Here is a 13348-nt window from a genome sequence, read left to right on the forward strand (position 1 = left end):
GTTCCTACCGTGCTCTAACGCGGTCCACAGGAAACGGAAAGGTCCACCTCCTACCGTCGTGACCCATGACGAACAGCACCGAAGAGAGAACCCCGGAGTCCGGGCGGCGCCCGAAACACGGGACCGCGCTGGGATTCGCGGCGGCCCTGCTCGCGGCGGGCATCGCGCTCAGCGGGTGCGCCACCGCGGGCACCACCGCGTCGGAGCCGACCTCCTCCGCCCCCTCGACGGCGGAGACGGCCACCTCCCAAAACGCGTCGTCCACCACGACCGAGGAGACCATCACGGACGCCTCCGCCGCGGCGGAGGCGTTCACGGAGACGCTGTCGGACGAACAGCGCGAACAGCTGCTGTACGCCTACGACGACGAGACCAAGACCACGTCCTGGTCGAACTTCCCGGTCACCTTCGTCGACCGCGCCGGACTGAACCTGGCCGACCTGGACGAGGAGCAGAGGACCGCGGCCATGAAGGTCCTCCAAGCGCTGCTGAGCGAGGAGGGGTACGCGACCGTCACCGGCATCATGGGCGGCGACGAGTTCCTCCTGGAGAACAGCTCCAGCACCGAGGGCTCCCTGGGCCAGTACTACATCGCCTTCTTCGGCGACCCGTCCGACTCGGGTGCCTGGCAGGTGCAGTTCGGCGGGCACCACCTCGGCCTGAACGCCACCCTGGACGGCGCCGACGGTTCGATCACGTTCGCGCCCACGCACCTGGGAGCACAACCCGCCGTCTACACCGACGAGGAGGGCGACGAGGTCCAGCCCCTCTCCGGCACGTACGAGACGGCCTTCGCCTTCTACCACAGCCTGACCGAGGAGCAGCGGGCCGACCTGTACCAGGGCGCGCAGGTCAGCAACCTCACCTGCGCACCCGGCGGCACCTGCTCCTACCCGACCGGGACCGGCATCGCCGGTGCGGACCTGACCGAGGAGCAGAGGCGGCTCCTGCTCGACGTGATCGCCAACTGGGTGGGGCTCTCCGACGAGGAGACCACGGCCGAGGCGCTGGCGGAGATCGAGGCGACCCTCGACGAGACCTACGTGAACTGGTCCGGGGCGACCGAGTACGACACGACCCGGGGCGACGGAATCCACTTCCAGGTCTCCGGCCCGGACGTCTACGTCGAGTTCTCCAACCAGCAGGGGTCGGCGGGCGCCGACGTGGACGGGTACACCACGGCGGGGTGGGGGCACGTCCACACCGTCTACCGCGACCCGGCCAACGACTACGCGGGCAGCACCACCCAGCAGGAGGCCTCCGGGACGGGCGGCCCCGGCGGCGGTGCTCCGTCCGGCGGGCCGGGAGGCACCCCTCCCGGGAACGGCTGATCCCGCGACGGGGAGCCCCGGGGCCACCGCTTGGCCTTCGTCCGTCCGCGTGGACCGCGACGGCCAGCGGTGGCCGCCGGTGTCTCCGCACCGGACCTGAACAGCGGGGCGCGGTCCACGGCCGGAGCGCCAAGCCATCGGGGTCAGGCGCGCAACCGGCGTGGTCGTCGCCCGTGGTGTGTCCGGGTAGACCCCGTCCGGGCCGGGTTCCCCGGTCGGCGTGCACGTCCCCGCCCGTCACCGCCCCTGATCCTCAGCGAGGACAGCGGGCGGGTTCCCTTCCACCGGCGGTGACGTTGCGTCCGAGGACCGCTTCGGTGCCCCTGTGCGCCAACAGCCCCCGCGAGCCCGTCCTCGACTCGGGATCAGCCGAACCCCTGCGAGACGATACGGGGCACACCGTCAGCGGGTTCTCCGTCGCTGTCGGGGAGTCGGGGCGCCGAGACGAGGATTTCGCGAACGTCCACCAGCACGCCCTGGAGCTCCCGAAGGAGTCCCGCCTGGAGCCTGGCCCAGCCGTCGGCGTCCTGCTCACCTACCAGGTACTGCCCCGTATGCCGATGGATGACCTTGCCGACTTCAGCGTTCAGCTTGACCTGTTTCTCGCTGTCCTTCCACGCCTTCTCCGTTTGATCGAAAGCGTTCTTGACACCCCGGGGCAGGTCCTGCTGTGCCCCTGCTTTCCCGCTGGGATCCTGTTGCCCGTCCGCGTGCTGTTTGTTGCGCTGCTGGACCAGCTCGCCGGCTGCGGCCTTCAGCTTGCTGTGCTCTTCGTCGTCCCGGGTGTGGTGATAGTAGTTTCGCAGGCCCCAGATATCGCCCAGGGGGCCGCGCCACAGCGGCCCGGCGAGCTCAGGAAGGTCCAGGTGGGACGTGTTCTTCCTGGGGTGGCGCAGCGGAGGATGCAGACGCTCGTGGAACACCTGGTAGGCGACAGAAAGCCAGGCGATGAATTCCTGCCGGTTCGAAGCCCGCTCGTGAAGGCGTTTCAGGTCGGCCCACGGAGCCGGCTTGTATATCTGGTAGCCGAGCCGGGTCTGGGAGGCCTCGCAGGTTTCACTGTAGGTCACCATCAGCTGCTCCACCTCCTCCTTCCACCGGCGCTGCTGTTCGGGGGCGACCAGGGGGCGGCGGGCTTCCGATTCGATGCTTTCCGGGGAGATCTGCAGTTTCGGCAACGTGCCGGGGCCCGGGCTGCCCACGGAGCGCACCACACCACTGCCCAGCTCCGCGAAGTACCTGCTCAGTTCGTCCACACCACCGATGCTCTGTCGGTCACCTCCGGCGACGTCGACCAACTGACCGAGGAGTTCGTGGTTGGGCACCATGAAATCAGGAGGCTGCTGCCTCGCCTGACGAGATTTTTTGAGGTAGTTGTTCCACCATTTCCCGAAGAGGTCCTGGTCGCTGATCCCCACCACGTGCAGACGTATGCGAAGACCATCGTGGAGGTCCTCCATGAGCGCCACCGGATCAGCGATACCAGTGACCGACTCACCGCTCTTCTCGTCGCTGATCGGTGACCAGTTGGCACCGTCGCTCACCAGGACGATCAGCCTTTCGTTCCCCGGAACACCGTGGCGGTGAAGAAGTTCACCGGCTTTGTGCAGGGCCTGTCCGATGTCGGTACTTCTCTGGTCGTACCTCAGGAGGGCGACGGCCCCACGCAACTGCTCCAGGGACGAGTTGTTCGGTTCCGCGGCGACCTCCGCCATACCTTCCCGAACGGGAAAGTACGGGTACGTGTCGTGATCGAAGCCGAGGAGGGCGAACCGGGTCCCCACTCCGGTGGCCCGCTCCCGAGCGTTGATCATGGAGTTCAGGGCGCTCTTGAGAGCGTCCATGCGTGTCATGAAGGTGGTGCGTTCACCGAGAAGACCCCATCCGACGCTCTCGCGGGTGCTGGGAATGTCGTCGATGGACATCGAGCCGCTGCAGTCCGCCAGCACCACGATGTCCACTCCGCTGCGCACCCCCGGCGCGAACAGGGTCACGTGCGTGTCAGCACTGACGCTCAGCAGCCCGTGCATGACCTGCCCGGCATGGTCGACCGCTCGCCGCACCCTGAAGAGAGGACCGTCCAGGTCGATCCACGTGTCCTGGACGCCGCCCTGCTCCATGGAGAAGACATGGCCGTTGAGCAAGGGCGAGCCCTGAACGAACGAGGCCGCCCGATCCAGTGTCAGGTCGGCGGGCAGTTCGAGTTCGAGAGAGGCCACCCGAGCGGCCGCCGCGGACCACAGGACCCAGCCGTCGTCATCAGCCAGCCGGTGCTCCTCGACGAGCGGGGACGGCGCGACCACGACCCCGGGCGGTAGACCCCTGACAGGCACGAGCCGCACGGCGATCGTCTCGTTCGCGCCCCGGCCCCCGAGGCGGAGGTGGCCGGCTGTTTCCGCGCCCAGCCGCGTGTCGGACATCGCCAACCGGTTTCCGCCCACCAGCCCGGGCCCCGTCGCGGTGACCAAGCGCGTGTCACTCGGCGTGCATGTGATGGTGCTCATTCCCGCTCCAGCCTGATATCCACGCCCACCTTCCGCTTCAGTTCCTTGACCGTCGCGCCCCCGGTTCCGATGAAGGCTCCACGCAGATGGCGCGGCAACCGGATGTAGAGGATGCCCTGGCGCGGACGGTAGTCCGAGAACCTGACGGCGGAGGCCATCTCCCGTCGTCCCTCATACTGCAGCTGGCCGACCAGCCTCTCGAAGTGCCTGCGCCCCTCGACGTGTTCGGCCTGGAATCGCTCGATGTCCTCCCGGCGTGAGGAAGCATGATCCCGTAGCAGCCGGAGGGCGGCGTTCGAGGAACTGCCCAGATCCAGCTCACCCCGGCCAATACGGCTCTCAAAACCAGCGAATAGAGCGTCGATACTCTCCATGTCGAGCACCGATTTGCGCGTATTGATCAGGATATGTCGGACGATGCTGATACGCGGCAGGAAAGCCTGGCGACGATTCCCCGTCCTTTTCCCCTTCTTGGCCTCGAATCGGGTCACCGTGCCCGCGAGGATGAGTTCGACGAGCTTTTCGTTCGGCGTCTTCTGCAGGCTCCCGTGGTGAAGGGAGCACAGGGCCAGACCGCGGCTGTGGCGACCGTAGATCTGCCAACGCATCACGTGTTCGGCGCACACCCGCCGCCCGCAGGGCTTCGGCGCGCCCAGCTGGCGGTGTTCGCATCGAATGTGCGCAGTGGTCCCACAGCCCCTGTGGTCGCAGACCGGGAAGTAGTCCGCGTAGCAGTCGTGGCAGTAGGTGATGGACGCGTCTCCGGGATGACGCCGTAGGTGTCGTTCGCACCACACCCTCGATGCCCGGCAACGCCGACCGCGGCACCATGCGCTGGCCTGGGCACCGCACTGGCACTCGGGTACGTGGCTCAGACATGAGGCGCGCAGGCTGCCCTCAAGGAAGACCACGTGTTCGTCACAGACCCGCCCGAGGGGCTTGCCCTTGGCTGCCTGGGATCCCTCTCCGGGACCGCAGCCGGGGCAGAGGAAGGGCGCGTAACTCGTCCTTCCCTCGGCGAGACAGGTATCGCAGCGATGCCTGACGCGCGGCGGTTCGAGGATGCCCCGTACCGCGAAAGGAGTGGTTCGGGTCAGGGGAACCGGTGCGGCGGCGGGGTCCAGGAACCAGACGCCGACCTGTCCCGTGGCACCGAGGTCGAGGCGCACTCGTGAGCCGACGCGGGGATCCACCGTGACCAGCGCGGGCTCCAACTGCTCCCACAGAGCCACACAGTCCTCCACACCGCTGATCCCCTTGCGGTACTCCCGAAGGTCGAGCATGACGGGTACGGGTGTCCGCGTCGGCTTCGACGGCCCCATCAGTCCACCTCCTCGGCGAGCGGCGCCACCAGGAGCACCTCCACCGTTCCCCGGTGCTCACCTGCCTTGTCCCTGTATGTGGTGTCGGTCAGCAGCACATATCCGAGACCGCGCGGAGGCACCCCGAGTGATCGCAGCCCGGCGCGCACCCGCGATCTCTCATCTGCTGGCAGGTCCCAGTGCAGGAGCGCCACCCCTTCCCGGACGGCGTCGCGCACGGCCCGACGCGCCTCGGGCCCGTCCCAGGACGGAAGCGGCTCCTTGCAGCGAACACGCTGTCTGGGGTGTGGACGCAACAGTCGACGCACGGCCTTGGCCTCTTCCCGCTGACGACCGGAAAGCGAGCGGTTCAGGTTCAGGGCGTCCCCGGTGCGACAGTACGAACGCAAGGCGTCCCTGGCCTTCTCAGCGGTGACGTCGGTTCCGGAGAGTATCGTGAGCAATTCCTGTTCGGACGGGGACGGACCGGCCTTCCCCCTCTTGCCTCCGTTCTGTCCGCGGCGGCCCTCCGGACTCCGTTCCGCCTGTCCGGTGGAGGTTCCTGAGTTCCCGTCCTGGGACGTGTGTCGCGGAGACAGTTCCCCGGCCAGCCAAACTCCGAACGCCGCAGTGCTTCCCGGGGCCTGGGCATGGTTGGCGGCGTCCAGATGGTCGGCCGTGAGCCAGCCGGGTGAGCCGACGTTTCCCGCCACCTGTTCGAGGCCCAAGGCCTTGACGTCCTGGCGGTACCACCGAGCGAAGAGGTCGTTCTCGTTGCGCACCGGAGAGAACGACGCCGCGCCGCCCGCGAGTTCGACCCCGGCGAAAACCGGGGTCAGCTCCCTGGAAGTCGCGTCGAGCTGGCGAAAGTACGGCAACAGGCGCCGGAGAAGGTCCCGGACGACGGGAACGGCCCCGATTTCCACGTCCTTCACGTCCGTGGCCCCGCCCCGAGGGTCCTTTGCCCGACCCTGCCTCACCTTGAACTCCGCGGCCATCCCATGGGCGACAGCCCTCGAACGGTTGTACTCCACGACCCGCTGCGGAATGACACGGACCCGCTGCCCCGCCCGTTCCATGTCCCGCGCCAGCATCGAAAGCGCCTGGACACACATGGCGTGCGTCATCGCCATGGAGACCGACGCCTGGGCGTCCACCAGCCGCAGGGTCACGTCATGGCCTCGACCGCCACCGGCGTCACCGAAGGGGTTGATGTCCATGGACTCCAGCCCGGCCAGTCTCTCGTCGAGGCGAAGAGTGGCCCGCACATGGTCCATGTGCTGTGGAGCGTAGGAGTCCACGTACCGTGCGGCCACCTGTTCGTTGCTTCTGGCGAGCCGGGCCGAACCGCTGGACACGACTCCCCCGGGACCGTGGAGCTGACGACCGGTCAGGGCGATGAGCCCCGGGGAGTGCTCACGCACGAGGTTGCTCAGCAGCTCTCGCTGGACGTCGCTGACGACCTCCACCGAATGCAGGTCCGCGCACAGTCCCACCGACCGTTCCCCGGCCGTTCCGTCGGCGCCCGGACTCCAACCGCTGGGAACGAGGGCCCCGCCCCGCCGCCAGACCGCCGCTCCCACAGACGCGACGGACTGGGCGAGTGTGTGACCGAGCGCGGAGCGCGCTTCGGGGCTGTGGAGGTTGACCCGGCCTGTGTCGATCCAGAGGGCGACCGGATGGTGGGGGCTCCCCCGAAGCACGAAGGAGGAACCGCCCGGGCCGTCGGCCAACCGCGGTGGATCAGCGAGAACGGCGTTCGCTATCTCGGCGGCCGGAGCGCCGTTCGTCCGCGACACCACCACGTACCCCTTCGCCAGGCGCTGCCCGAGGGGACCTGAACGATAAAGCGCCACCAGCACTGCGATTCAGTCCTCCGCATCATGCAGTTATCCCGTCCCTCGGAGATCACCGGCGGGAACCGGAAGGACGGCGAGGTGGGGTCCGACATCAAGCCACGTCGACCGGCAGGGCTTCCACGGCGAAGAACGCTGAGATCGCCCAGTCCACTTTCCTGCGCCTTTCACCCTGGGGCACTACAAGATACCCGCTTATGACCTCAGATCCCAACCGACAAAACCCCAAAAACGGCCACAACAGCACCACAACGCCAAGAGCTACATAAATCTCTAAAGCATCTTCGTTCTCATAACTGTCACGGAGCCCAATCCTTCATCCGAGCACCCTCCTCCGAAGCACCGCCCGCCCGGGCGGAACGGCCCCTCATCGCTGATGTATACGTCCGCTGAGGTTGCGAAGCGCCCGGACCGCGGTCCGGGCGGGGCGGGTGGCCAGGAGCAGCCCGGTCAGGAACACACAGCCGACCAAGACCGCCGCCAAGACCCATGCGTCCCGGGGGCCGAGCACCTGGAGGAAGGCGAGCGCGATGGCCGCGGGAACCGTCGCGAGGGTGAACAACAGAACGGAGCCGTTGACCGTGGTGGACTCCTTCGCCCGGATCACGTGGTTGTAGTCGCTCACCTCGCTGAGGATCTGCTCGAAGCGCTCCGGAAGCCGGTGCTGGAGGTGGAGCTCCTCAAGGAACTGATTGGGAACCCCGTGAGCGGACAGGTGCTGCCACCAGAGCCGGTGGCGGAACCGAGCGATGTGGTGTTCCAGCACGGACATGCCCATCGGGGATCCCGGGTCATGCACCGCGGAGAGATCATCCTCGAGCTCCCTGATGCCGTGGAGCTGCAACAACCCGATCAGGACGGCGTCGAGGTAGATCGTTCTCGCGTAGAGGGCCGCGTGATTGTAGAAGGGGTCCGAGGCACCGAGGTCGGGCCGTGTTCCGAGGAGGGCCATCCCCTCGCGGAGAATCAGGACGGACCAGTCGGCCGAGATCCAGATGCGCTTCTGTTCCGGCAGCTGAGTGGTCCTGGGGTCGGGCGGCTGATCCACATAGGCGGTACGGGAGGCCAGCGACCACTGCCACTGGTCGAAGGAGGGCCAACGCCGGTAGCGAGGATGGCGGTAGATGCGCGGCAGGCGCCGACCGCGGGAGGTGACGAACGCCAGGGTGAAGGGGGGTCCTGGAAGCAGGTCCACCTGGTCACCGGCGATGCGGGACGCGTCATAGTCCGGCAGCCCCGCGCCCCTGCGTCCAGCGAGCGCGCGGAGGACCTCCACTGGATGCGCCCCTTGGGAGGAGAGGTGGATGATGACCAGCCCGTCGGATCCTGGGCGTTCATCCGGCCGGAGTGCCTCCACCCCGGTGACGGAGACACCTCCGAACCGCTCCTCTCCGGTTCGATGCCAACGGCGTGGTCGCTCGGAAGTGCCGTACAGAAGGCGGGCGGTCCGCGACGGGTAGTAGGTGCTGCGGCCCGCCGTGTCGGCACACATGCCGTCATAGGCGAGGGGAAGCGGACCTTCGGCCCAATCGGGATTTTTAGGAAAGGTCGCGCGATACACGGCGATAATGGCCTGACGGGCCAGACGACTCAAGAGCGGTGCCTCCACATCAGGTCAAAGCAGCTGGGTGACATGAATATCAGTGCCGCACTGGCCTGAACGGCCGGGAAATGAACATGGTTCCGGTTCGGATGGGAACCCGCCCCCGGGGAAAGAGCGGCTCGTCACCGGATCGGCGGCCGTGGCTCTCCCGTGCGCCAGGGCGGGCAGCGTCTGCCCGGGCCTGTTCGGAAACCCGCACGTGGACCACACCCGGACACGGAAGCTTTCCCGGTTCATGAGCTCGCCAGCGACACCGGTACGTGGGTCGACGCCTGCGAGGCGAGTTCGAGCTGGGCGAGGAACGGATTCTGTTCGGCCTGGTACCGGTACCCGGCGCTGTCGCGCACGCATTCGGGACACCAGTGGCCGCCGGTGAGCACGAGGCGGGGCTGGCCGCGAAGACGTGGCCCAGGGCGCACCGCCAGACCAAGGGGGGTCGTGATGTCACCGCGCCGCACGTCCGACGAGAGCAGCTCGCCGCCCCGGAAGGCGGCCGCCTCGCCGTAGTCGAGCGCGTTCCACCGGGAGGAGGGCTTCGACTCGTCGTACCCGTGGTCGAGGTAGGCGGGTGACCGGCTCGGCTCCGGCGGGAAGAAGGTCGGCCAGTCCCCGCGCTCCCACTCCTCACGCGAGCCGAAGTGCGCCGCCACAACCTCCCGGTCCCCGCCGCGGATCGCGTGCATCGTGCCGCGCGGCCTGCGGGTGAGCGGCTTCATCACGAGGTGCTTGACGATCCAGGGCGGCACCCTGCCCCCGGAGCACACGGACGCCGGGGCGGCCTCGACCGCCCTGGCGAGGGTGTCCTCGAACGTGTCGGCGCGGAAGGGCACCAGTTCGTGCAGGCGGTCGCTGTCGGTGTACCACTGCCCGTGGAAGTCGCGGGTGGAGAACCAGTTCCGGTCGTACCAGCGCCTGATGTCGCGTCCGCCACCGATGTCGTAGACGCCGCCCCAGAACTCCTCGGGCACGTCGGGAGAGGCCACACCGACGAGGAGACGGGCGGAGTCCTCGGCCGAGGCCCACTCCAGGACCCCGGCGCTGGTGCCACCATCGGACAGGGGCTGGTGTACGGGTTCGTCGCGGCTCGGCACGCCGCTGGCGCACAGGACTGAGCGGGTACCGCTCCCCGCCCGCCGGGTGGGGCGAGGCCGTGCGCTGGTAACCCTCCGATGCTAGAGCGCGCAAGCAACGTTCCCGTCCACTCTGGAGGAGACCCCATACGATGGCAGGGCGTGGTGTACGACAGAGGGTCACGGCCGCGGACATCGCCAGGGAGGCGGGTGTCTCGCGCGCGACCGTCGGCTTCGTCCTGAACGACACCCCCGGTCAGAGCATCTCCGTTGGCACGCGTGACCGGGTCATGGACGCCGCGCGCCGGATGGCCACAGGCCGCGCAGGCCCTCGCCAGCGGGCACAGCAGGATCGTCCTGTTCGTCATGCCCGACTGGCCCGTGGACTACAGCATGCGCCGCTACCTGGAGGAGGCGTCCCTGCTTCTGGACGAGTCCGGGTACAGCATGGCGACCTACACGCCGCACCCCAGCGGGCGGTCGCGGCCGCTCTGGGAGACGCTGAACCCCGACGTGGTCGTCGGTTTCACCCCTCTTCTCCCCCGAGGAGCTGGACTCCCTACACGCCAGCGGCGTCACCCGGATCATCCCTTCGCCGGTGGCCCCGGAGACCGGCTTGCACGACGCCCCCGCGCTCACCGCGGGCCCGGTCCCGCAGGCCGAGCACCTGCACGAGCGGGGACGTCGCCGGGTGGTGTTCGCGGCCTCCGGCGATCTCCGGTTGGCGCCCCTGGTCCACCAGCGCGGGGCCGCCGCCCACGCGGCCGGTGCGCGGCTCGGCCTGGAGTGGCACGACCAGCACACGGTCGAAGGGGACAACGCCCGGAGCCTGGTCACGAGGTGGCGCGACGAGGGGGTCACCGGCGTGATCGCCTACGACGACGACGTCGCGGCGACGGTGGTCGGCGCGGCCGTACGCGCGGGTGCCCGCGTCCCGGGCGACCTCGCGGTCGTCGGCCACGACGACAGCCCGCTGGCGTCGGTGTTGGTCCCCTCCCTGTCCACTGTGCGGATCGACACCGGCGCGCTCGGTCGGACCCTGGCCCAGCGGGCGCTGGACGAGGTGCTCGACCGCCCGCACGAGCACGGCCACCTCCCGGTGGCGACCGACCTCGTGCGGAGGGAGTCCACCTGAGGAAGGGGGTAACGGTCCACCGCGGAGGACCCGTCCCCCGTCCCACGGCCTCAGGAGACGCGGGGCACGGCGAGGGAGCCGCCGTCGGGTACCGCGCCGATCTTGACCTCCGGCCCGTGCCGGTTCATGGTCCCGACCGGCCCTTCGCCGCCTCGTGGTTCGCTCAAGGAACCCGTCGAACGCGGCAGCGGCAAAATCCGCTACGGGCCAGCCGCCCGTGGAACGGCTCCGACCCGAGCCGAGGAGGACAAGGCCCGGGCCGGAGGGCTCAGGACCCCACGGGGGCCGTCTTGGCGGCCGGGGTGCGGAACACCTGGTGCGGCTGGAACACGCAGACGTTCGTCTCGCCCTGGACGTTGGCGTCGGTGATCTCCACGAAGTAGGCGTAGGAGGTGTCCGGCTCCAGTCCGGCGCCCACCTGCACCTCGCCCCGGTTGCGCCCGGCCTCGGGCATCCCGCGGACGCGCTGGATGAAGATGTTGTCCCACCAGGTCAGGTTCTGGGTGTCGAACTCCCGGGCCGAGGCGCCCCTGGCCAGGCGGTGGATGTAGTAGGCGTCCGGCCCGCCCATCCGGTCCAGGGTCCTCCACGAGCAGTGCAGCTCGCCCACCCCGGGGACGCCCGGCAGCTCCTCCCCGCCCGAGGGGGTGAAGGAGGCCAGCACCTCGCCCCGGTGGGCGGTGTAGCTCTCGACCAGGCGCCGCGAGACCGCGCTGTCCTGGCGGCGCGTGCGGGTCTGCACACTGCCGTCGGTACCGCGCACCTCGATGGTGTACTCGCCGTCGGCCAGGAACCCCGTGGGCAGGTTCACCATGTACCAGTAGTAGTCCAGCGTGCGGTCGTAGATGTGGCCGTCGGTGTTGGCCGCCGTGAAGCGCTGGTTGGTGAACTCCACCTCGTACCCGCCCGGGCCGCGGGCGGTGATGGACTCCACCAGCCCCGGGGTGGGCACGCCGGGCGTGGGATGGAAGGACACCAGGAACTTGTGCTGCTCCTTGGGCAGCGGCGTCCCCTCGAAGTCCCAGTAGACGTCACAGGCCATGATGTCGTAGACGCGCAGTGGGGGGTGGCTCACGGTGGTCCCTTCGCGGTGCGGTCGCTCTGTCACCGGAAGTGTGCGCCCGCCGGACGGGGCCGCGCATCGGTCGAACCTCGGATTCGGCCGGGCGCCCGGCCCGCCCGGCGGCGTCAGGGGTCGCAGCGGGGACACAGGCCGGGGTCGGCGGTGGTGCGTCCGTCGCGGCCACGCGGCGCCTGGCGGGCACTCGCCCCCTCCGACCCCGTACGGCTCCGCCAGCACGGCGGGGCCGGGCACCGGTCCCGCCGCCGTAACCTGGGGTCGGAGCGCGCGGGCCCGCCGTCCGCGCCCGCTCCGGCACGACGCCGCCCGCCCCGCGCGGCGGGCGCACACCGCGGCCGTCCGCCGGGGGACCGGGGCCGGCACAGGACGAGGGAAGGTAGCGAGAGTTGACCACGTGGAGCGCCGCCGACATCGAGAAGGCGGCTCACGTGCTGCGCACGGGCGGACTGGTGGCGCTTCCGACCGAGACCGTCTACGGCCTCGGCGCGAACGCCGAGGACCCGGACGCCGTGGCACGCATCTTCGCGGTGAAGGGCCGCCCGCCCTCCCACCCGCTCATCCTCCACATCGGTGACACCGCACGGCTGCGGGACTGGGTCGAGGACGTCCCGGACACGGCGCGCGTCCTGGCCGGGCGTTTCTGGCCGGGACCGCTCACCCTGGTCCTGCGGCGGGGACGCCGCGTACCCCTGGAGGTGACCGGCGGGCTGGAGACGGTGGCCGTGCGCGTGCCCGCCCACCCGGCCGCGCTCGCCCTCCTGGAGGCCTTCGGCGGCGGTGTCACGGCGCCGTCCGCGAACCGCTTCGGCTCGGTCAGCCCCACGACGGCCCGGCACGTCCGCGAGGAGCTGGGGGCCGACGTCGACCTCGTCCTGGACGGGGGTCCGTGCGGGGTCGGCGTCGAGTCGACCATCGTCGACGCCACGGGGGAGGAACCGAGCATCCTCCGCCCCGGCGGTGTGGCGCGGGAGGACCTCGAGGAGGCGCTGGGAGGTCCGGTGTCGACGCCCGCGACGAGCCCGGTCCGGGTGCCGGGCCAGCACCCGTCGCACTACGCGCCGCACGCGCGGGTCGTCCTCGTCCCGCCCGAGGAGTTGGCGGGTGAGGCCGAGCGCCTGCGGGCGCGGGGCCATCGGGTCGGGGTCCTCCTGCCCCCCGCGTGCGGCGACGCCCCGGCGGGAGCGCACGCCGTCGTCCCGGTCCCCGCATCCACCGCCGAGTACGCGCGCGGGCTCTACGGGTTCCTGCGCGAGTTCGACCGGCGCGGATGCGAGGTCATCGTGGCCTCCCTCCCGGCGGACGAGGGCCTCGGGTTCGCGATCGCCAACCGGCTCCGCCGCGCCGCGGGCCCCCGCCCCGCCGGGAACGGGGAACCGGCGTGAGACGCGTGCGCTGAACCGGGCGGGGCCGTCGGGGCGCCCCCGGCCCGTGTCGGCGGGCCGGGGCCGGGGGCGCCGGAGTCCGGAG

The 13348-nt window shown here is 69.8% G+C and carries 9 protein-coding genes and 1 pseudogene; 4 read left to right on the forward strand and 6 right to left on the reverse strand.

Annotation, left to right across the window (positions count from 1 at the left end; translation table 11 throughout):
- Window positions 1–65: 65 nt before the first annotated feature.
- Window positions 66–1331, forward strand: coding sequence for a DUF3500 domain-containing protein (locus FYW95_RS06465; protein ID WP_160050156.1), 1266 nt, complete (start codon window positions 66–68; stop codon window positions 1329–1331).
- Window positions 1332–1696: 365 nt separating this feature from the next.
- Here the strand turns inward: FYW95_RS06465 and FYW95_RS06470 are convergent, their stop codons facing one another.
- The 5 genes from FYW95_RS06470 to FYW95_RS06490 form a co-directional block, all read right to left on the reverse strand.
- A complete protein-coding gene (locus tag FYW95_RS06470; RefSeq protein ID WP_159942119.1) occupies window positions 1697–3835 on the reverse strand; it encodes a vWA domain-containing protein in 2139 nt (712 codons plus the stop codon).
- Window positions 3832–4443 carry a KH domain-containing protein gene (locus FYW95_RS27590; protein ID WP_201294735.1) on the reverse strand — a complete coding sequence of 204 codons (612 nt, stop codon included), beginning with the start codon at window positions 4441–4443 and terminating at the stop codon, window positions 3832–3834. The genes FYW95_RS06470 and FYW95_RS27590 overlap by 4 nt, the downstream gene beginning before the upstream one ends.
- Before the next feature lie 713 nt (window positions 4444–5156).
- Window positions 5157–6998: a glutamate--cysteine ligase family protein gene (locus FYW95_RS06480; protein ID WP_160050157.1), complete on the reverse strand. Its 1842-nt coding sequence runs from the start codon at window positions 6996–6998 to the stop codon at window positions 5157–5159.
- Window positions 6999–7359: 361 nt separating this feature from the next.
- Window positions 7360–8586: a hypothetical protein gene (locus FYW95_RS06485; RefSeq protein WP_159942116.1), complete on the reverse strand. Its 1227-nt coding sequence runs from the start codon at window positions 8584–8586 to the stop codon at window positions 7360–7362.
- Between the two features lie 242 nt (window positions 8587–8828).
- Window positions 8829–9686, reverse strand: coding sequence for a hypothetical protein (locus FYW95_RS06490; RefSeq protein WP_201294736.1), 858 nt, complete (start codon window positions 9684–9686; stop codon window positions 8829–8831).
- A 131-nt stretch (window positions 9687–9817) separates the two neighbouring features.
- Between FYW95_RS06490 and FYW95_RS28840 the strand changes: the two are divergent.
- Window positions 9818–9964, forward strand: a pseudogene (locus tag FYW95_RS28840) (LacI family DNA-binding transcriptional regulator); the annotation flags it as partial.
- Window positions 9965–10281: 317 nt separating this feature from the next.
- Window positions 10282–10800 carry a substrate-binding domain-containing protein gene (locus tag FYW95_RS27600; RefSeq protein WP_201294737.1) on the forward strand — a complete coding sequence of 173 codons (519 nt, stop codon included), beginning with the start codon at window positions 10282–10284 and terminating at the stop codon, window positions 10798–10800.
- Between the two features lie 268 nt (window positions 10801–11068).
- Here FYW95_RS27600 and FYW95_RS06500 read toward each other — a convergent pair whose 3' ends face one another.
- The gene (locus FYW95_RS06500; RefSeq protein WP_159942115.1) at window positions 11069–11875 is read right to left on the reverse strand and encodes a hypothetical protein; all 807 of its coding nucleotides are present in this window, start codon (window positions 11873–11875) and stop codon (window positions 11069–11071) included.
- Window positions 11876–12267: 392 nt separating this feature from the next.
- Here FYW95_RS06500 and FYW95_RS06505 point away from each other — a divergent pair, with 392 nt between their 5' ends.
- Entirely contained in the window at window positions 12268–13263 is a 996-nt protein-coding gene (locus tag FYW95_RS06505; RefSeq protein ID WP_159942114.1) for an L-threonylcarbamoyladenylate synthase, read from the forward strand.
- Window positions 13264–13348 lie beyond the last annotated feature (85 nt).

This window comes from Nocardiopsis sp. FR4, from assembly GCF_009830945.1.
GTDB lineage: Bacteria > Actinomycetota > Actinomycetes > Streptosporangiales > Streptosporangiaceae > Nocardiopsis.

Bases quoted from the DNA above. Each gene is read 5' to 3' on its own strand.
- FYW95_RS06465 (WP_160050156.1), top strand. From the start codon at position 66: ATGACGAACAGCACCGAAGAGAGAACCCCGGAGTCCGGGCGGCGCCCG.
- FYW95_RS06470 (WP_159942119.1), bottom strand. From the start codon at position 3,835: ATGAGCACCATCACATGCACGCCGAGTGACACGCGCTTGGTCACCGCG.
- FYW95_RS27590 (WP_201294735.1), bottom strand. From the start codon at position 4,443: ATGCGTTGGCAGATCTACGGTCGCCACAGCCGCGGTCTGGCCCTGTGC.